The sequence below is a fragment of the Pseudomonas sp. A6 genome (assembly GCF_052367875.1).
Classification (GTDB): Bacteria; Pseudomonadota; Gammaproteobacteria; order Pseudomonadales; family Pseudomonadaceae; genus Pseudomonas; species Pseudomonas citronellolis.
Window position 1 is genome coordinate 4,039,453 of the sequence record NZ_CP198970.1, and the last position, 18,429, is coordinate 4,057,881.

General features: G+C 70.5%; 13 protein-coding genes. 6 read left to right on the plus strand and 7 right to left on the minus strand.

Going from position 1 to position 18,429, the window contains the following annotated elements; all coding sequences use genetic code 11:
* Nucleotides 1-4: 4 nt before the first annotated feature.
* From ACTWJ5_RS17690 to ACTWJ5_RS17715, 6 genes are all read right to left on the minus strand, one after another.
* The gene (locus tag ACTWJ5_RS17690; protein WP_197886880.1) at nucleotides 5-952 is read right to left on the minus strand and encodes a SphA family protein; all 948 of its coding nucleotides are present in this window, start codon (nucleotides 950-952) and stop codon (nucleotides 5-7) included.
* A 12-nt stretch (nucleotides 953-964) separates the two neighbouring features.
* Nucleotides 965-2,491, minus strand: a complete 1,527-nt coding sequence (locus tag ACTWJ5_RS17695; protein WP_135499929.1) for a DUF1254 domain-containing protein — start codon at nucleotides 2,489-2,491, stop codon at nucleotides 965-967.
* Between the two features lie 64 nt (nucleotides 2,492-2,555).
* Entirely contained in the window at nucleotides 2,556-3,380 is an 825-nt protein-coding gene (locus ACTWJ5_RS17700; RefSeq protein WP_074979367.1) for an SDR family NAD(P)-dependent oxidoreductase, read from the minus strand.
* Entirely contained in the window at nucleotides 3,377-4,417 is a 1,041-nt protein-coding gene (locus tag ACTWJ5_RS17705; RefSeq protein WP_051879013.1) for an NAD-dependent epimerase/dehydratase family protein, read from the minus strand. The genes ACTWJ5_RS17700 and ACTWJ5_RS17705 overlap by 4 nt, the downstream gene beginning before the upstream one ends.
* A gap of 1 nt (nucleotide 4,418) precedes the next feature.
* Complete coding sequence (locus tag ACTWJ5_RS17710; protein WP_051879015.1) at nucleotides 4,419-4,952, minus strand: 2,4'-dihydroxyacetophenone dioxygenase family protein; 534 nt, start codon at nucleotides 4,950-4,952, stop codon at nucleotides 4,419-4,421.
* An 85-nt stretch (nucleotides 4,953-5,037) separates the two neighbouring features.
* Nucleotides 5,038-6,642 (minus strand): arylsulfatase, encoded by a 1,605-nt coding sequence (locus ACTWJ5_RS17715; protein ID WP_444436216.1) that lies wholly within the window; start codon nucleotides 6,640-6,642, stop codon nucleotides 5,038-5,040.
* A 142-nt stretch (nucleotides 6,643-6,784) separates the two neighbouring features.
* On the opposite strand from ACTWJ5_RS17715, the gene ACTWJ5_RS17720 reads away from it, so the two are divergent.
* On the plus strand, nucleotides 6,785-7,714 hold the full coding sequence (locus tag ACTWJ5_RS17720; protein WP_249916783.1) for an AraC family transcriptional regulator ligand-binding domain-containing protein: 930 nt from the start codon (nucleotides 6,785-6,787) through the stop codon (nucleotides 7,712-7,714).
* A 4-nt stretch (nucleotides 7,715-7,718) separates the two neighbouring features.
* Here the strand turns inward: ACTWJ5_RS17720 and ACTWJ5_RS17725 are convergent, their stop codons facing one another.
* Nucleotides 7,719-8,429: a Crp/Fnr family transcriptional regulator gene (locus ACTWJ5_RS17725; protein ID WP_249916784.1), complete on the minus strand. Its 711-nt coding sequence runs from the start codon at nucleotides 8,427-8,429 to the stop codon at nucleotides 7,719-7,721.
* 179 nt (nucleotides 8,430-8,608) lie between these two features.
* Between ACTWJ5_RS17725 and ACTWJ5_RS17730 the strand changes: the two genes are divergently transcribed.
* From ACTWJ5_RS17730 to ACTWJ5_RS17750, 5 genes are all read left to right on the plus strand, one after another.
* On the plus strand, nucleotides 8,609-12,109 hold the full coding sequence (locus ACTWJ5_RS17730; protein ID WP_444436217.1) for an indolepyruvate ferredoxin oxidoreductase family protein: 3,501 nt from the start codon (nucleotides 8,609-8,611) through the stop codon (nucleotides 12,107-12,109).
* A 13-nt stretch (nucleotides 12,110-12,122) separates the two neighbouring features.
* A complete protein-coding gene (locus tag ACTWJ5_RS17735) occupies nucleotides 12,123-13,517 on the plus strand; it encodes an FAD-binding oxidoreductase (protein WP_116423391.1) in 1,395 nt (464 codons plus the stop codon).
* The gene (locus ACTWJ5_RS17740; RefSeq protein WP_444436218.1) at nucleotides 13,514-14,737 is read left to right on the plus strand and encodes an alpha-hydroxy acid oxidase; all 1,224 of its coding nucleotides are present in this window, start codon (nucleotides 13,514-13,516) and stop codon (nucleotides 14,735-14,737) included. The genes ACTWJ5_RS17735 and ACTWJ5_RS17740 overlap by 4 nt, the downstream gene beginning before the upstream one ends.
* Nucleotides 14,734-16,182 (plus strand): aldehyde dehydrogenase family protein, encoded by a 1,449-nt coding sequence (locus ACTWJ5_RS17745; RefSeq protein WP_116423389.1) that lies wholly within the window; start codon nucleotides 14,734-14,736, stop codon nucleotides 16,180-16,182. The genes ACTWJ5_RS17740 and ACTWJ5_RS17745 overlap by 4 nt, the downstream gene beginning before the upstream one ends.
* A gap of 122 nt (nucleotides 16,183-16,304) precedes the next feature.
* Nucleotides 16,305-18,425 carry a PQQ-dependent dehydrogenase, methanol/ethanol family gene (locus ACTWJ5_RS17750; RefSeq protein WP_444436219.1) on the plus strand — a complete coding sequence of 707 codons (2,121 nt, stop codon included), beginning with the start codon at nucleotides 16,305-16,307 and terminating at the stop codon, nucleotides 18,423-18,425.
* The last annotated feature ends 4 nt before the right edge of the window (nucleotides 18,426-18,429 follow it).

An 18,429-nucleotide genomic window follows, 5' to 3' on the forward strand; every position in this document is an offset into this window, starting at 1 on the left:
CGCGTCAGAACGAAGACAGGGGCACGGAAAGCGTCAGGTAGGCCGCGTGGCCCTCCAGGCGGTTGTAGGCGCCCTGCTCCTTGTAGGCCTTCAGGCGCAGCGACCAGGGCCGCGCGCCGGGGAAGTTCCAGGCCAGGGTCGCGCCCAGGGCCCGGGCGCGCCCCCGGAAGGGCCCGAGGCTGGCGCCGCGGCCGCCGTCGCCGGTCAGCTGGCGGTAGTGGTAGCCGACCAGGCCGGCGGAGAAGCGCGGGCCGAAGTGCTGCTCGGCGGCCCACTCCAGGTGCGCCTCGTTGCCGCTGCGGTAGTCGGTGGCGGGGTTGGCGGCGTTGATGGTGACACCGGCGGCGACGGACAGGTCCAGGCCGATGGCCGGGTCGAACCAGGTCAGCGCGGCGAAGGGGTCGGCGCCCCAGTGGTGGAAGGCGATGTTGGCCAGGGCCTGGTCGTCGTAGTCGCCGGCCGGCACGTTCAGCGCCAGCCCGCCCTGCCAGTGGAAGTTGCCGCGGTGCCAGCCGAGGAAGGCCGCCAGCACCGGGTCGCCGTAGGTGTAGTTGGAGGCGTGCACGTCGCTGGCGAAGCGCCCGCCCTGGGGCCCGGTCAGCTCGGCATCGACGTCGAGGCCGGGCCCGCCCAGGGGCTGGCTCCAGGACAGCCCCAGGTTGCCGCCGAGCAGTTGCGCGGGCGTGGACCAGAGCAGCGTCGGCATCGCCAGCCAGGTTTCGACCTGGATGCCGGCCACCACCTTGCCGTTGAGGGGGAAGTCCCGGCTCGCCCCGGCGCTGCCGTCGTAGCGGTAGAGGTCGTTCTGCAGGTACAGCCCCGGCGGCGGCAGCACCCCGGCCATGGGGCCGCGGGAACCGAGCAGGTAGAAGCCGGCGCCGTTCTCCACCGCCCAGCCCTGGCCGGCGCCGAACAGCAGGCAGCCGGCCAGCAGGGTGGATTTACAGCGCATGCCAGGCATCCGTCATGGCAGCAGGTGGCTGCCCATCGCCAGGCCGATGGGCGTGGCGCTGGGCGCGGCCGCGGCGGCCGGTTCGTCGAGTCGCTCGAAGTCGGGCATCTTGAACTGCTTGTCGAACAGCGCGTCGGTGCCGCCGTAGAAGCGCAGGGCCGGCAACGGCCGCTTGCCGCCGGTGGGAATCCAGTTGGACTCCAGGCCCTTGGGCGCCTGCGGGCCGACGTAGAGGGTGACGCTGCCGTCGGCGTTCTTCTTCATCTTGTCCAGGCCGTAGGAGTCCAGCGTGGTGCGGTTCTGCCGGGTGTAGATGAAGGCCATGGTGGCGCGGTCGTAGACGGTCAGCGACCAGAACTGCTTCACCGGCATGTCGGCCGGCACCACCAGCCTGTAGCTGGCGCCCGCCTCCAGCGGGCGGCCCTGGCTGTCGGCCATGGCCATCAGGTAGTAGGCCGCCGGCCGCTCGGGCACCTGCCGCGGCACCAGGGTGCACCAGAAGAACGCCAGGGCGCGGCCGTCCACGTCGAGGCGCCCGGGGTAGTCGAAGCCGAAGCCGCGGTTGGCGTCCGGCAGCAGCAGCGGCACGTACTGGCGGTCGGCCCAGTAGTAATAGTCCCGGGGCAGCTGGTCGAAGCGCTGCTGCAGGTAGTACCAGACGTCCACCACGGCCTGGCGCATGGCCCGGCGGGTCTTCTCGTCCGGCTGGTAGGGCTTGCCCTGCTCGATGCCCAGCGAGGCCAGCAGGCCGAGCATGTGCTTGTCCTCGGGCTGCACCGGCTCGTAGGTGACGGTGTCGTGGAGCAGCTGGAAGTAGCGCTCGTCCTGCGGCAGCAGGGACGAATAGCGCTGTTTCACGGGGTCGGCGAAACGCTGCTGCGGCGGCTTGGCCGCCTGCGACAGGTAGTACATCTTCAAGCGCTTGGCATAGGCGTAGGCGTCCGCCGCGCTCTTGCCCGGCGCGCGCACCGAGCGGAAGGCGAAGACGATCCGCCGCGTCGGCGACACCACCTGGCGGTAGCCGGCCGGCACCGTGCCCTTGAAGTCCGGGCCGGTGAGCAGCAGCTTGTCGCCGCGGCCGGCGTCGATGCCGGAGGGGCCGATGTCGGCGATGGTCCGCTGCCAGGCGTCCACCACCTGGCCGTAGAGGCTGCCGTCCGGGCCGGCCGGCGGCACCTCCAGCACCACCGGCTCGCGCTTGAGGTCGGAATAGGCGAAGACGTAGGGCGTGGAGCTGTTGGCGGTCCAGGTCTCGAACTTGGGCGTGGCCGTGCCGGACATGGCGACTATGTCGTTGTCCTTGATGCCGAGCCCGCCGAGGGTGGCCTCCCGCCCGCCCTGGGTCTGCACCCTGGGCAGCGACCAGAGCACCGCCTCGAAGGCGCGCTGGTACTTCACCTGGTAGTCGAAGTCGCTCACCGAGGGCTTTTCCCCCGCGGCGGGTTGCCCGCCCACCGGTTCCGTGGTGACGGACTCGGCCGCCTGGCCCTGCAGGGCCAGGGCCAGCAACAGCGGCATCATCAGAGTTCTACGCGACATGGGTGGCTCCCCTGGAAATGACGGACGGGTCGCCGGCCACGGCCCCAGCCGCGGCCGGCGCGGCTCAGCGGCGCTCGGCCTGCAGCGCCTTGGCGAGGGTCTGGTCGGTGAGCCAGCGCAGCAGCGAGCTGGTCTTGCGCGCCATGCCCCGCAACAGCCGGGCGCGCAGGCCCGGGGTGATCATGAATTCGCGCTTGCGCAGCCCGGCGAGGATGCCGGCCACGGCTTCCTCCACCGTCAGCACCCCGGCGGTGGCGTTGAGCGCCTCGGTGACCTTGCTGCCGTGCTGGCGCTCGTAGGTCAGCAGCGGCGTGGCGATCTCGCCGGGGCACACCACGGAGACGTCGATGCCGCGCGGCTTCTGCTCCAGGCGCAGGACCTCGGCCAGGCCCACCACGCCGAACTTGGAGGCGCAGTAGGCGGCCTGGGTGTAGCCGCCCATGATTCCCGACAGCGAGGCCACCAGCACCAGGTGGCTGCCCCGCTGCATGTAGCGCAGCGCGCCGGCGGCGAAGTTGCGGCTGCCGATCAGGTTGATGCGCACCACCAGCTCGAAGGTTTCCGCCGGCAGCTCGGTGAACAGCGCGGTGCGCAGGATGCCGGCGGAATTGAAGGCGAAGTCCGGCGCGCCCATTTTGGTGGCGGCGGCGTCCACCGCCGCGTCCACCTCGGCGGCCTTGGTGATGTCGACGATGAAGGCCTCGACCTTCTGCTGCGGCTGCCGGCACAGGGCGCGCAGCTCGGCGAGCACGCCCTCGTCCACCCGCAGGTCGAACAGCGCCACGCTGGCGCCCTCGCCCACCAGGGCCTTGGCGACCTGCAGGCCGATGCCGCTGCCGGCGCCGGAAATGAAGGCGACGCGCGGCGCGCCGTGGATCCACTGACTCATGCCTGGCTCCCCAGTCCTGCTGTTGCACTTGCGGCGCCTGCCGACGCCTGGCGTTGTGTACGGAAATGCTCGGCCAGCTCCGCCATGGCCGCCTCGAAGCTCACCGGCGGCCGGTAGTCGAGCAGGCGCCGGGCCTTGTCGATGGCGAACTCGTTGGGCCCGCCCATCAGGCGGAAGGTCTGCCGCGTCAGGTGCGGGCGCTGCGTCTGCTTGCGCAGGTGCCCCCACCACTCCAGGGCGCTGGCCATGAAGCGCGCCAGCCAGTTCGGCAGGCTTTTCGGCGGCGGCGTCTGCGCGGCCTGGGCCAGGGCCTCCAGGTAGGTCTTCCAGGTCACGCCGAAGCCGTCGGCGGCGATGAACACCTCGCCATGCACGAACGCCGAGCGCGCGGCAGCGATCAGCAGCGCCACCAGGTTGTTCACGTGCACCAGCCCGGCATCCCAGTCGCCGGAACCCAGCAGGCAGGGCGCGCCTTCGCGCAGCACCTGCACCAGCGAGTTCACCCAGGGCATGCTGCCCACGCCGAAGACGTTGGCCGGCCGCACGATGGTGCCCTTGAGCCCGCGCGCCACGCCCTCGCGGGTGACGCGCTCCTGTTCCTGCTTGCAGAACTCGTAGGCCGACGACGGCACGCCGACCGGGCTGTCCTCGCTCAGCCGGCCCTTGGCCAGGGCGCTGGCGAAGGCGCAGACGCTGGTGGTCACCACGAAGTGCGCGCCCCAGCCCAGGGCCAGTTCGATGGCCTGCTCGGTGCCCTTGACGGTCACTTCCACGTGGGACTGGGTGCTGCCCCAGTCGCTGACCACCGCGGCCAGGTGGAAGATGGCGTCCACCGGGCCGATCCGCTCGCGCAGTTCGAGCAGCCGGCGCACGTCGCCGACCACCACCCGGACGTTATCGCCCCACTCCGCCGGCACGGCTTCGCCGGGCATCATCAGGGCGACCACGGCCACCTGCTCGGCCAGCAACTGGCGCACCAGGTGACGGCCGATGAAGCCGCCGGCGCCGGTGACGAATGCGCTCTGCAAGCGGCTCATCTCACTCACCGAGCACGATCAGCTTGTCGCAGCTCTTGCCTTCGGCCGCGCACAGCGCGCGGTAGACGGCCAGCGCGGTCTTGGCGTCGAGGATGCGGATGACGTCGCCCTTCTCGTCGATGTCGACGTTGCTGCCGAAGATGGCGAACCAGACGTCGGCGATCTCCGTGGCGTCCTCGGCCACGCACAGGGTGTGCAGCGAATGCGCCGGCTCGTAGAGGTAGGAACCGGCCTTGTTCACCTTGTCCGGGTATTCGCGGTAGAACCACTCGCCCTGCAGGGTGACGGCGAACACCGGGCCGGTGTGGTAGTGGGTGTCGACGCCGAAGCCCGGCTTCATGCGGGTGCGGTTGATCCACAGGTTCTGGTTCAGGTCCACGTGCAGCAGCTGGATGGTGGAACCGTCGGGCAGGGCGACCCAGGGCAGGTCGTCCTCCAGCAGCAGGATCGCCTCGCGGGCGTGGTCGCGGGACACCACGGGGGCGTTCTGCATGGCGGCGAAGACTTGCATGGCGGCGGGGCTGAGCTGGCTCATCGGGGGTAAAACTCCGGTCTTGTTGTTCTGCGCGCGACGGGCGCGCGGGGGTAAACCTGGCGGCCGTCGGGCGGCCGCCGGGGAATCATTTCTCGGCCTGTTTGGTGATCTGTTCCTTGAGCTGGTCGAAGCTCAGCGACACGCCCTTCTGCGCCGGCGGGAAGTCCCTGAAGGTCTTCAGGTGCGCGACTATGGCGTCGGTCATGCGGTTGAACAGGTAGGTCTTCTTCTGCAGCAGGTTGGCGCGCGGGCCGGGCGCCTGGTCGTAGCTCTCGAAGGGGTCCTGGCGGATGTTGAACAGCCAGGGCATCTCCAGCGTGGTGGTGCTGCCGTAGTAGCCGTCGCGGGTATAGAAGTGCGCCTTCCACTGGTCCAGGCGCACGGCCTGCAGGCGGCTCTCGGCGTAGTAGAAGATCTCGTGGCGCGCCGACTGGTCGGTCTTGCCTTCCCAATAGGCCAGGTTGTCGAGGCCGTCGATATAGTTCTTCTTCACCACGCCGGTGCCCAGGTCGTCGCCCTTGGCCAGGCGCTCGCGCACGTCGGGCATGCCGGCGGCGGCCGCCAGGGTGGTGAACAGGTCCTCGTGGGACTGGATGCCGTTGAGCTCCTCGCCCGCCGGGATGTGCCCCGGCCAGCGCACCATCATCGGCACGCGCACGCCGCCTTCCCAGGTGGTCATCTTGGTGCTGCGGTACGGGCTGGTGCCGCCGAACGGGTAGGTCTCGTGCTCCGGGCCGTTGTCGGTGGAGTAGATGACGATGGTGTTGTCGGTGATGCCCAGGTCGTCGAGCTTCTTCAGCACCGTGCCGACGTCCTCGTCATGCTGCAGCATGCCGGCGCAGTGTTCGTCCTCGCCGCTGGTGAACTGCTTGCAGCGCTCCAGGTACTGGTTCGGCGTGTGGGTGAAGACGTGCATGCGCGTGGTGTTGATCCAGGCGAAGAACGGCTTCTTCTGCGCCACGGCCTTGTCCATGAACTTGAACGAGGCCTGGATCAGTTCCTGGTCGACGGTTTCCATGCGCTTGCGCGTCAGCGCGCCGGTGTCCTCGCAGCGCTGCCTGCCCCATTTGCCGAAGCGCGGGTCCTCGCCGGACGTCTCGCTGTCGGTGGCGTAGCAGTGCAGCACGCCGCGCGGGCCGTAGCGCTTCTTGAAGCCGGGGTCGCTCGGGTAGTCGACGTCCTCCGGCTCTTCCTCGGTGTTGAGGTGGTAGAGGTTGCCGAAGAACTCGTCGAAGCCGTGCACCGTCGGCAGGTGCTCGTTGCGGTCGCCCAGGTGGTTCTTGCCGAACTGGCCGCTGGTGTAGCCCTGGGTCTTGAGCACCTCGGCCAGGGTCACGGTCTGCGGCTTGAGGCCCAGCGGCCCGCCCGGCTGGCTGACGGTGGTCATGCCCGAGCGGATCGGCAGCTGGCCGGTGATGAAGGCGGCGCGCCCGGCGGTGCAGCTGGGCTGCGCGTAGTGGTCGCTGAAGATGGCGCCGCCCTTGGCGATGCTGTCGATGTTCGGCGTGCGGTAGCCCATGGCGCCATGGCTGTAGGCGCTGAGGTTCCACATGCCGACGTCGTCGCCGAAGATCACCACGATGTTGGGCTTGTCCGCCGCCTGGGCGGCGCCGCCCAGCACGGGCAGAACGAGAAACAGCAGGCGCGCGGCCAGGGTCGCGGCGCGGCGTGGCAGGTATTTGCGGGTCATGTTTCTTATTCTCGGTTTATCATCAACGGCGGGGCGTGGCTGGCCGCCAACAGGCAAGGCGGGACAGCACGCTCGAACGGCCACATGAAACGGCAAGAGGACGCTGGCGAACATGCCAGAAAGGGACAAAAACCGAACCAAAGTGGCCACGCCGGTCCAGCCGCGGCACCGCGGCGCCATGGGCCGGGTGCTGGCGCGCTTTCTCAGCGAGCACAGCGAAGCCGAGGAATTCGACCGGACGCAGCTGGAACGCCTGTGGCAACGCGCGGCGCGCATCGACCCGGCCATCGGCCTGCACCTGTTCAGCCACTTCCTGCCCAGGGAGCGCTTCGTGCTGGTGCCCCTCACCCTGTGCTGCGCCAACGTCGGCGAGGCCCTGCAGCACTGGCAGCGCTTCGCCCGCCTGGGCTCGGACCTCGATCGCCTGCGCGTCGTCGAAGCCGCTGGCGAAGTGGCACTGGAGGTGCAGATAGAGGCCTCGGAGCGGCTGCGTCGGCACTACAGCGAACATGCCCTGGTGATGACCATGACGCAGCTGCGCGAAGGCTGCGTGCACTCAGTGCTGCCGCTGCGCGCCGAGTTCGCCTATTCGCGGCCGCCCTACCACGCCGAGTACCGGGAATTGTTCGGCCCGAACCTGCAGTTCGGCTGCGAACGCAGCCGCCTGGTCTTCGACAGGAGCCTGCTGGAAGAGCCGATGCGCGGCCACCACCCGGTGCTGGTGGAGCTGATCGTCAGCGGCCTGGAACAGCGCCTGGCGCGCCTGCAGCAGTTCAGCGGGGCCGCCGCGCGGGTGGCGCAGCACATCCGCGGCGAGCTGGAAAGCGGCGCCGCGCCCAGCCTGGAGAGCGCCGCGGCGGCGCTGCACATGACCCCGCGCACCCTGCGCCGGCGCCTGCTGGAGCAGGACCTGGGCTACCGTCAGGTGCTGGCCGCGGTGCGCACGGAGCTGGAGCAGTACCTGGAGCTGCAGGGCCTGGACCGCGAACGCATCGCCACCCGCCTCGGCTACGCCGACACCGCCGCCTACCTGCGCGCGCGCAAGCGCTGGCAGGAATGCCAGGAAGACTGAAGCCTCACACCCGGGCCAGTTCCTCCAGCCGGCCCTGGTCGAGCAGCACGACGCTGCCGTACTTCTGCGCGATCATGCCGTCCTGGCCCCACTGCTTCAGCAACTGGCTGACCCGCTGGCGGGTGCTGCCCAATAGCAGCGCCAGGGTTTCCTGGGACAGGCGCAGCTCGATGGCCAGCCCGCCCCCGGCGTTGGCCGAGCCGAAGGCCGCGGCCAGCGCCAGCAGGCGGCTGGCCAGGCGCTGCTCCAGCGTCTGGGTGGAAAAGGCCTCGAAACCCACCAGCAGCGCGCGCAGCAGCGAACTCTGCAGGTGCAGCAGGAAGCGCGAGAAGGCGGGATGGCGGCCGATCAGGCCTTCGACGTCCGCCGGGGTGAGCTGCAGCACCAGGGACGGCATGGCCGCCTGGGCATCGTGGATGCGCGGCAGGCCATCGAGCAGCGACACCAGGCCGACCCAGCAGCCCGGCTCGTAGAAGTTCAGCACCGCCTCCAGGCCGTCCCGGGAAGTGCCGCTCAGGCGCAGCGAGCCCTCCAGCACTATGTACAGCCCATCGGCCCTGTCGCCGCGGCGGAACAACCGCTGCCCGGCCGCCAGCCGGCGTTGCCGGCCGTGGGCAAGGACATCGTCGCGCACCTCCGCCGGCAGCAGGGCGAACGAGGGGTTGCCCAGCAGCGTCCGCAGGTGGCTTGCCGATACCTCGGAAGGGGTAGTCATGAGTACTCCTACAGCGTCCTCGCATTGCAAATACCTAACAGTCTCCCGCGGTATCGCGCCGCACTATTTTTCCAACGATCGTCGTGGCGCCACGAGCCGCCCGGCGGGCACGCCCTGCCCGCCCCGCCGCTTGTACCGCGCACAAGGCGCCAGAACAAGAATAAGCAGGAGACACCGTGATGAATGCCCCTCTGCCTCACCAGGGCGTCAGCCTCGACGACAAGTTCGAAATCCGCGACGGCTGGATCTACCTCACCGGCACCCAGGCCCTGTCGCGCCTGCCGTTGCAGCAGCGCTGGCGCGACCAGGCCGCGGGCCTGGACACCGGCGGCTTCATCTCCGGCTACCGCGGCTCGCCGCTGGGCCGCTACGACATGGAGCTGTGGGCCCAGCAGGCGCGCCTGGAGGCCAACAACATCCACTTCATGCCGGGGGTCAACGAGGACCTAGCGCTCACCGCGGTGTGGGGCTCGCAGTACGCAGGCCTGCTGCCCGGCGCCAACGTGGACGGCGTGTTCGGCATCTGGTACGGCAAGGGCCCGGGCACCGACCGCAGCGCCGACGCCATGCGCCACCTGGGCAGCGCCGGCACCCACAGGCACGGTGGCGTGCTGGCCATCGCCGGCGACGACCACGGCGTCAAGTCCTCCTCGGTCATCAACTTCTCCGACCCGATCTTCATCGCCGCCGGCCTGCCGATCCTCTACCCGTCGAACACCCAGGAACTGCTCGACCTGGGCCTGCACGGCTTCGCCATGAGCCGCTTCAGCGGCTGCGCCGTGGGCTTCAAGGTGCACAACGACGTGGTCGAGGGCGGCGGCTCGGTGCGCGTCGGCCCCGACTCGCCGCGCATCGTCCTGCCCGAATTGCAGGTTGCCCCGCACCTCGGCCCGCAGGGCCTGAACATCCGCACCTTCGATATCCCGCTGATGGGCGAGGAACGCCTGGTCAACCACCGGCTGCCGGCGGCCGTGGCCTATGCCCGCGCCAACCGGCTCAACCATCTGCTGCAGGAAGTGCCCGGCGCCCGGCTCGGCGTGCTGTCGGCCGGCAAGTCGTACCAGGACGTGCTGCAGGCCCTGGCCGGGATGGGCCTGGACGAGACGCGCCAGCGCGAGCTGGGCCTGCGCATCGGCAAGGCCGGGCTGATCTGGCCGCTGGACCCGCAGTTCGTCGGCGAATTCGCCGACGGGCTGGACGCCATCCTGGTGGTCGAGGAAAAGCGCGGCATCCTCGAAGACCAGGTCAAGGGCATCCTCTACGACCTGGCGCTGCCCAACCACCCGCGGGTGGCCGGCAAGTACGCGGCGGCCCAGGCCTTCGCGCCCGAGCATGGCGAGGCGGTGCTGCAGGGCTGGGGCGAGCTGTCGCCGACGCAGATCATGCACGCCATCCACGGGCAACTGCGCAAGCTGCACCCCGAGCTGCCCGCCATGGCCCTGCCGCCGGCCACCAACAAACTGCCCGACCCGGCCTCGCCCAACCGCAACCCCGGTTTCTGCTCGGGCTGCCCGCACAACCGCTCGACCCAGGTGCCCGACGGCTCGCGGGCCATGGTCGGCATCGGCTGCCACGCCATGGCCGTGCTGCACGACCCGATCAAGACGCCGCCGATGTTCACCCAGATGGGCGGCGAAGGCATGCACTGGCTGGGCCAGCACCGCTTCACCGGGGAGAAGCACGTATTCGTCAACATCGGCGACGGCACCTACTTCCATTCCGGCTTCCTGGCCATCCGCCAGGCCATCGCGGCCAAGGCCAACATGACCTACAAGGTGCTGTTCAACGGCTTCGTCTCCATGACCGGCGGCCAGCCCATCGACGGCGAGCTGACGGTGCCGCAGGTGGTCAGCGAGCTGATGGCCGAGGGCGTCCGGCACATCTTCGTGCTGACCGACGACCTGGCCAAGCACCCCGCCGGCAGCCTGCCGGCCGGCGTGCCGCTGCTGCACCGCGCCGAGCTGGATGCGGTGATGCTGCGCTGCCGCGAGATCGAAGGGGTGTCGGTGATCGTCTACGACCAACCCTGCGCCACCGAGCGCCGGCGCCTGCGCAAGCGCGGCAAGTGGGCCGATCCGGCCAAGCGCAGCTTCATCAACGCGGCCGTCTGCGAGGGCTGCGGCGACTGCTCCAGGGCCTCCAACTGCCTGTCCATCGAACCGCTGGAAACCCCCTTCGGGCGCAAGCGCAAGATCAACCAGAGCTCGTGCAACAAGGACTACTCCTGCGTCGAGGGCTTCTGCCCGAGCTTCGTCACCGTGCACGGCGGCAAGCTGCGCAAGACGCGCACCGCGGGCGTGGGCGCGGCGGACTTTCCGGCCATCGCGGAACCGGCGCTGCCGGCGCTCGCCGGCGAGTTCTCGCTGCTGATCACCGGCGTCGGCGGCACCGGCGTGGTCACCATCGGCCAGGTGCTCGGCATGGCCGCGCACATCGAGGGGCTGGCGGTCTCGGTGCTGGACGTCACGGGCCTTGCGCAGAAATACGGCGCCGTGATGTCCCACGTGCGCATCGCCGCCGATGCGCAGCGCCTGCATGCCACGCGCATAGCCACGGCCGAAGCCGACACCATAGTGGGCTGCGATCTGGTGGTGACCGCTGGCGACGAGGCGCTGACGCGCGTGCGCCCCGGCCGCACCCGGGTGATAGTGGCGAGCGACCTGGTGCCCACCAGCGACTTCGCGCGCAACCCCGACTGGAAGATGGATGCCGGCGCGCTGGTCGAACGCATCCGCCAGCGCTGCGGCGACGGCCAGCTGCTGGCCATGGAGGGCCTGCGCATCGCCGCGCAGCTGATGGGCGACAGCATCGCCGCCAACATGTTCATGCTCGGCGCGGCCTGGCAGCTGGGCAGCGTGCCGCTGTCCCACGCGGCCATCATGCGCGCGCTGGAACTCAACGCCGTGCAGGTCGATTTCAACAAGGCGAGCTTCCTCTGGGGCCGCCGCGCGGCGGTCGATCTGCAGGCGGTGGAACAGGCCGCCTGCGCCGGCAAGCCGGTCGTGCCCGCGCCACGCCTCGACATGTCCCTCGACGCCATCATCCAGCGCTCCATGGCCTACCTGGCCGAGTACCAGGACAAGGCCTATGCCCGGCGCTACAAGGCCCTGGTGGACCGCGCCATGGCGGCCGAGCGCGGGCTGAACCTGGGTGAGCGCTTCAGCACGGCGGTGGCGCGCTACTACTTCAAGCTGCTGGCGATCAAGGACGCGTTCGAGGTTGCCCGCCTCTACGCTTCCGCCACCTTCAGGCAAGAACTCGATGCCGTGTTCGAGGGCGACTACAAGGTCCACTTCAACGTCGGCGCCTGGCCCTTCGGCGGCCTGGACCAGCACGGCAAGCCGTACAAGCAGGAAGTCGGGCCCTGGCTGCTCAAGGCCTTCGGCCTGCTCAAGCACTGCAAGGGCCTGCGCGGCACCCTCCTCGACCCCTTCCGCAACAGCGCCGAACGCCGGCTCGCATTGCGCCTGCTGGCCGAGTACGAGCGCGAGGTCGACGGCCTGATCGCCAGCCTCGACGCCGGCAACCTCGACACCGCCGTCGCCCTGGCCTCGCTGCCGGAGAAGATCCGCGGCTATGGCCACGTGCGCCAGCGCCATGTCGAGCAGGTGGAAAAGGAACGCGCGCAGCTCAAGGCCTCGCTGCACGACACCGCCCGAGCGCCCGCCGCTCCCCGCTAGGAGACGATCGCATATGGACCCCATAGTCGAGGCGCTGCGCGCCATCGTCGGCGACAACGGCGTGCTCTGCGCGGCCGACCTCGCCAGCCGTTCGGCCGGCGCCTTCCGCGCCGACCATCTGCGGGCGCGGGCGCTGGTGCGCCCGGCCAGCACCGGGGAAGTCGCCGCCGTGCTGCGCTGGTGCCACCAACGGCAGTTGCCGGTAGTACCCCAGGGCGGCCTGACCGGCCTGGTGCGCGGCGCCGATGCCGGGCCCGGCGAGATCATCCTGTCGCTGGAGCGCATGCGCGCCATCGAGGCCATCGACCCGCAACAGCGCACCGCCACCGTGCAGGCCGGCGTCACCCTGCAGGCCCTGCAGGAAGCCGTGGAGGCCCAGGGCCTGGTCTACCCGCTGGACCTGGGCGCGCGCGGCAGCGCCACCCTGGGCGGCACCGCCGCCACCAACGCCGGCGGCACCCGCGTGCTGCGCTACGGCATGACCCGCGACATGGTGCTGGGGCTTGAGGCCGTGCTGGCCGACGGCACCGTGGTGTCGTCCCTGCGTCCGCTGATCAAGAACAACACCGGCTACGACCTCAAGCAGCTGTTCATCGGCAGCGAAGGCACCCTGGGGGTGATCACCCGCCTGGTGCTGCGCCTGCGCGAGAAGCCGCTGGCCAGCCACACCGCGCTGCTGGCGGCGCCGGGCTTCGATGCCGTGGCCGGGCTGCTGCGCCACATGGACCGCGCGCTGGGCGGCTCGCTGTCGTCCTTCGAGGTGATGTGGCAGTCCTTCTACCGCCTGGTGACCACGCCGCCGGCCAGGAGCCTGCCGCCGCTGGGCCAGGAGCACCCCTTCTACGTGCTGGTCGAGGCCCAGGGCAGCCAGCGCGAAGCCGACGGCCAGCGCTTCGAGGCCGCGCTCGAAGCGGCCCTGGAGCAAGGGCTGCTGAGCGACGCGGTGCTCGCCCGCTCCGACGCCGACGCGCAGGCCTTCTGGGCCCTGCGCGACGACGTGGAACAGGTGATGCGGCACGGCATGCCGCTGGGCTTCGACATCTCCCTGCCGATCGCCGAGATGGACGGCTACGTGCGCCAGGTGCAGCGACTGTTGCTCGCGGAAGCCAAGGCGCACTGGCTCTACGTGTTCGGCCACCTGGGCGACGGCAACCTGCACGTGGTCGTCACCCTGCCCCACGCCGACCTCGAACGGTTCAAGCCGCGCATCGAGGCGCTGGTCTACGCGGAACTGCGCGCGCGCGGCGGTTCGGTGTCGGCCGAGCACGGCATCGGGCTGGAGAAGAAGCCCTGGCTGTCGATCACCCGCAGCCCGCAGGAACGCGCGCTGATGGGCGCGATCAAGCGCGCGCTGGACCCCGCCGGCATCCTCAACCCGGGCAAGCTGCTCGACGGCGGCGCGCCATGACCTGCATCACCTGCATCGAGGACCTGCGTGCCCTGGCCCAGCGCCGCGTGCCGCGGATGTTCTACGACTACGCCGACTCGGGCTCCTGGACCGAGAGCACCTACCGCGCCAACCAGGCCGACCTGCAGCAGTTGCTGCTGCGCCAGCGCGTGGCCATCGACATCGACCGGCGCAGCACCGCCACCACCCTGCTCGGCCAGCGCGCCTCCATGCCGCTGGCGCTCGCCCCGGTGGGCGCGCTGGGCATGCAGCATGCCGACGGCGAAATCCTCGCGGCGCGCGCGGCGCGGAGCTTCGGCGTGCCCTTCACGCTGTCCACCATGAGCATCTGCTCCATCGAGGACGTGGCCGAGCACGCCGGCCCCGGCTTCTGGTTCCAGCTCTACGTGATGCGCGACCGCGCCTTCGCCCGGCGCCTGGTCGAGCGCGCCAGGGCGGCCGGCTGCACGGCGCTGGTGCTGACCCTCGACCTGTCGCTGGTGGGCCAGCGCCACAAGGACCTGAAGAACGGCCTGACCGACCCCTCGCGCATGAACCTGCGCCAGTTGCTCGACGTGGCCAGGCACCCGCGCTGGGCGCTGGGCATGGCCGGCACGCCGCGACGGGCGTTCGGCAACGTGGTCGGCCACGCGCCCGGCATCGACAGCATGGCCGACATGGCGCGCTGGCGCGGCGGCGAGCTGGACCCGTCGCTGAACTGGGCCGACGTCGCCGAAATCCGCCGCTGGTGGGACGGCCCGCTGCTGCTCAAGGGCATCCAGGACGTGGACGACGCGCGCAACGCCGTGGCCCGCGGCGCCGACGCCATCGTGGTCAGCAACCACGGCGGGCGCCAGCTCGACGGCACCCAGTCGAGCATCCGCGCGCTGCCGCCGATAGTCGAGGCGGTCGGCGCGCAGACCGAAGTCTGGATGGACGGCGGCATCCGCAGCGGCCAGGACGTGCTCCGCGCCCGCGCCCTGGGCGCGCGCGGCTGCCTGCTGGGGCGCGCCTTCGTCTACGGCCTGGGGGCCCTCGGCGAGGCCGGCGTGAGCCGCGCGCTGGAGATCATCCACAACGAACTGAGCCTGAGCATGGCCTTCTGCGGCCACACCGACATCGACGCCGTCGGCCCGAGCATCTTGCTGCCCCCGTGCCCCTGGCCGGGGGCCAGCGCCCTCCCGCACGGCCCGCTCCATCCGGGACGGGACGCGCGGCTACCCACCGGAGACCTTTCATGACCACGCAAACCCCCATCCAGCGCCTGGAGCGCCTGTTCGCGTTGCAGAAGGCGGCTTTCGCCCAGGACATGTTCCCCAGCGCCGAGACGCGCATCGAGCGCATGTCGCGCATCGTGCCGATGATGTACAGCTACCGCGCCAGGATCCACGAAGCGCTGGCGGCAGACTTCGGCAGCCATCCGGGCGCGGCGGCGGACCTCACCGAAATCCTGCCGATGGTCGAGCGCGTGCGCTTCGACTGCGCCCACGTCCAGCAGTGGATGAAGCCCATCGCCAAGCCGGTCGACCCGGCCACCCAGGGCGAGTCGCGGGCCTACGTGCAGTACAGCCCCAAGGGCGTGGTGTGCAACATGGCGGCGTGGAACTTCCCCTTCGACGTCGGCGTCGGCCCGCTCATCGACATGCTCGGCGCCGGCAACCGGGTGATCCTCAAGCCCTCGGACCTGACGCCCCACAGCGGCGCCCTGCTGCAGGAAATGTTCGCGGCCTACTTCGCCGAGGACGAGGTCGCGGTGGTCAACGGCGACCTGGAGCTGGCCCGGCACTGCGCCACGCTGCCCTGGGACCACCTGCTGTTCACCGGCGGCACGGCGGTGGGCCGCGAGATCATGAAGCGCTGCGCCGAGAACCTGGTGCCGGTCACCCTCGAACTGGGCGGGCGCAACCCCACCATCGTCGGCCGCGACAAGCTCGGCGACGCGCAGACGCTGGCGGCCATCGCCGGCATCAAGGCCATCAAGCGCGGCCAGCTGTGCATCACCGTCGACCACCTGCTGGTGCCCGAGGACGGCCTGCAGGACTTCGTGAAGGCCCTGAGCGAAGTGATGCAGCACAGCTTCGGCCACGACAACGGCGCCAGCAGCGCCAGCGGCATCATCAACCAGCGCCACGTCGAGCGCCTGCAACGCCTGCTGGAGGACGCCCAGGGCAAGAGCGAGCAGGTGATCCGCATCGGCCGCGAGATGGATGCCGGCGCCCGCGACATGCCCTTCCACATCGTGGTCAACCCGCGCGACGACGCCCAGGTGGTGCGCGAGGAAATCTTCGGCCCGATCCTGCCGATCCAGACCTACAAGGACACCGACGACCTCGTCACGCGCATCAACCAGGGCGACACGCCGCTGGGCATCTACCTCTTCAGCGACGACCCGGCGCTGCGCCAGGCGATCGCCACGCGCACCCGCTCGGGCGGCGTGTGCTTCAACATCGCCGTGATGCAGGGCGCGCTGGCCGCCATGGGCTTCGGCGGGGTGGGCGCCAGCGGCATGGGCCGGCACCACGGCGAGGAAGGCTTCCGCGAGTTCTCCAACCCGCGCGGTTTCTACGAGCGCCGCGCCGGCGGCAGCTTCGAGCTGATCACGCCACCCTACGGCGCCGCCACGCGCCAGCTGATCGACACGGTGGCCTACCCGCAGGTGGCGGCTGCGCTGGGGCTCGAACCGTGACCGGCACTGCGCGTCACGCCTGACGGCCGGCCCCGGCGGCGGCCTGCCGCCGGGGCACCGTCCTGCACACCGAGCCTCGCCCGAAACGAGCCGCCGCTGGCGGCGCCATGAGGGAACGAACCATGAAAGCACCTTGGAATACCGGGGCGGCGCTGCTGCTCGCGGCTCCGCTGGCCTGGGCCGGCGGCCCGGCGGCGGTCGACGCCCAGCGCCTGAATGCCGCCGACAGCGAGCCCGGCAACTGGATGAGCACCGGCCGCACCTACGGCGAACAACGCTATTCGCCGCTGGAGCAGGTCAACGAGGGGAACGTGGGGCAGCTCGGCCTGGCCTGGAACTATGGCTTCGGGCTGGACCGCGTGGTCGAGGCCACGCCCCTGGTGGTGGACGGCGTGATGTACACCACCAGCGCCTACAGCATCGTCCACGCGCTGGACGCGCGCACCGGCGAACTGCTGTGGAAGTACGACCCCGGGGTCTACCGCGGCATCCAGGGCTCGGGCTGCTGCGACGCGGCCAACCGCGGCGTGGCGGTGTGGAACGGCAAGGTCTACGTGGGCGTGTACGACGGCCGGCTGGAGGCGCTGGACGCGCACAGCGGGCAGCGCCTGTGGTCGGTGGACACCGTGCTCGACCACGCGCGCAACTACACCATCACCGGCGCCCCGCGCATCATCAAGGGCAAGGTGGTGATCGGCAACGGCGGCAGCGAGTTCGGCGTGCGCGGCTACGTCACCGCCTACGACGCCGAGACCGGCAAGCAGGCCTGGCGCTTCTTCACCGTGCCGGGCGATCCGGCAAAGGGCGACGAGAGCGACACCATCGGCATGATCCGCAAGACCTGGTTCGGCGACCAGTACTGGAAACAGGGCGGCGGTGGCACCGTGTGGGACTCGATGGCCTACGACGCCGAACTCGACCTGCTCTACCTCGGCGTCGGCAACGGCGCCTTCTGGAACTACGGCCAGCGCTCGCAGGGCAAGGGCGACAACCTGTTCCTCTCCTCCATCGTCGCGGTCCGCCCCGACACCGGGCAGTACGTCTGGCACTACCAGACCACGCCGGGCGACGCCTGGGACTACACCGCCACGCAGCACATCATCGTCGCCACCCTGGCCATCGACGGCAAGCCGCGCAAGGTGGTGATGCAGGCGCCGAAGAACGGCTTCTTCTACGTGCTGGACGCGGCGACGGGCAAGCTGCTCTCGGCCGCCCAGTACGCCCCCAAGGTCAACTGGGCCAAGGGCGTGGACCTGGACAGCGGCCGGCCGCTCATCGACCCGGAGGCGGCCGACTACTGGAGCAAGGGAGAGGCCAGGCTGGTGTTCCCCGGCTCCCAGGGCGGGCACAACTGGCACCCGATGAGCTACAGCCCGAAGACCGGCCTGGTCTACATCCCCACGCAATCGACGGCCGACATCCACCAGCCGAAGGCGAAGCTGGATACGCCCGCCAAGGGCCAGTGGAACACCGGGATGGAAATCCCGCCGATGCCCCGGGACAGCAAGAGCATCGACGAATTCGCGCAGATCTATACCGGCAAGCTGCAGGCCTGGGACCCCGTGCGGCAGAAAGAGCTCTGGTCGGTGCCCTACGCGCAGATCGCCAACGGCGGCACCTTGGCCACCGCCGGCAACCTGGTGTTCCAGGGCACCCACGATGGCCGCCTGCTGGCCTACGCGGCCGACAGTGGCAAGCTGCTGTGGCAGCGCGAGGTGAGCAGCGGTGTGGTGGCCGCGCCCATCACCTACAGCGTGGACGGCGAGCAGTACGTGACCTTCAGCAGCGGCTGGGGCGGCGCCTACCCGATCACCTTCGGCGCCCTGTCCGAGCGCACCCGCGGCGTGCCCGACGCCCGGGTGTTCACCTTCAGGCTCGGCGGCAGCGCGCCCATGCCCGCGGTCCGGCGGCGCGCCATCGTACTGCCCGAGCCGCCGCCGCTGAGCGCCGACGCGGCCACGGTGGCGGCCGGCGACCAGCTGTTCCGCCAGCACTGCGGGGTGTGCCACGGCCTGGGCGCCTTCAGCGCGAACGTGATCCCCGACCTGCGCTACATGACGGCGCAGACGCACGAGGACTTCCAGAGCATCGTCGCCGGCGCGCGGGCCGGCCGGGGCATGCCGCCGTTCGCCGGGCGGCTGGCGCCGGAGCAGGTGGAGCAGATCCGCGCCTACCTGATCGAGCGCGCCCACGACCGGCGCGCCGAACTGCAGGCCGCGGGCCAGCCGGCGGCGGGCACCTAGGTTC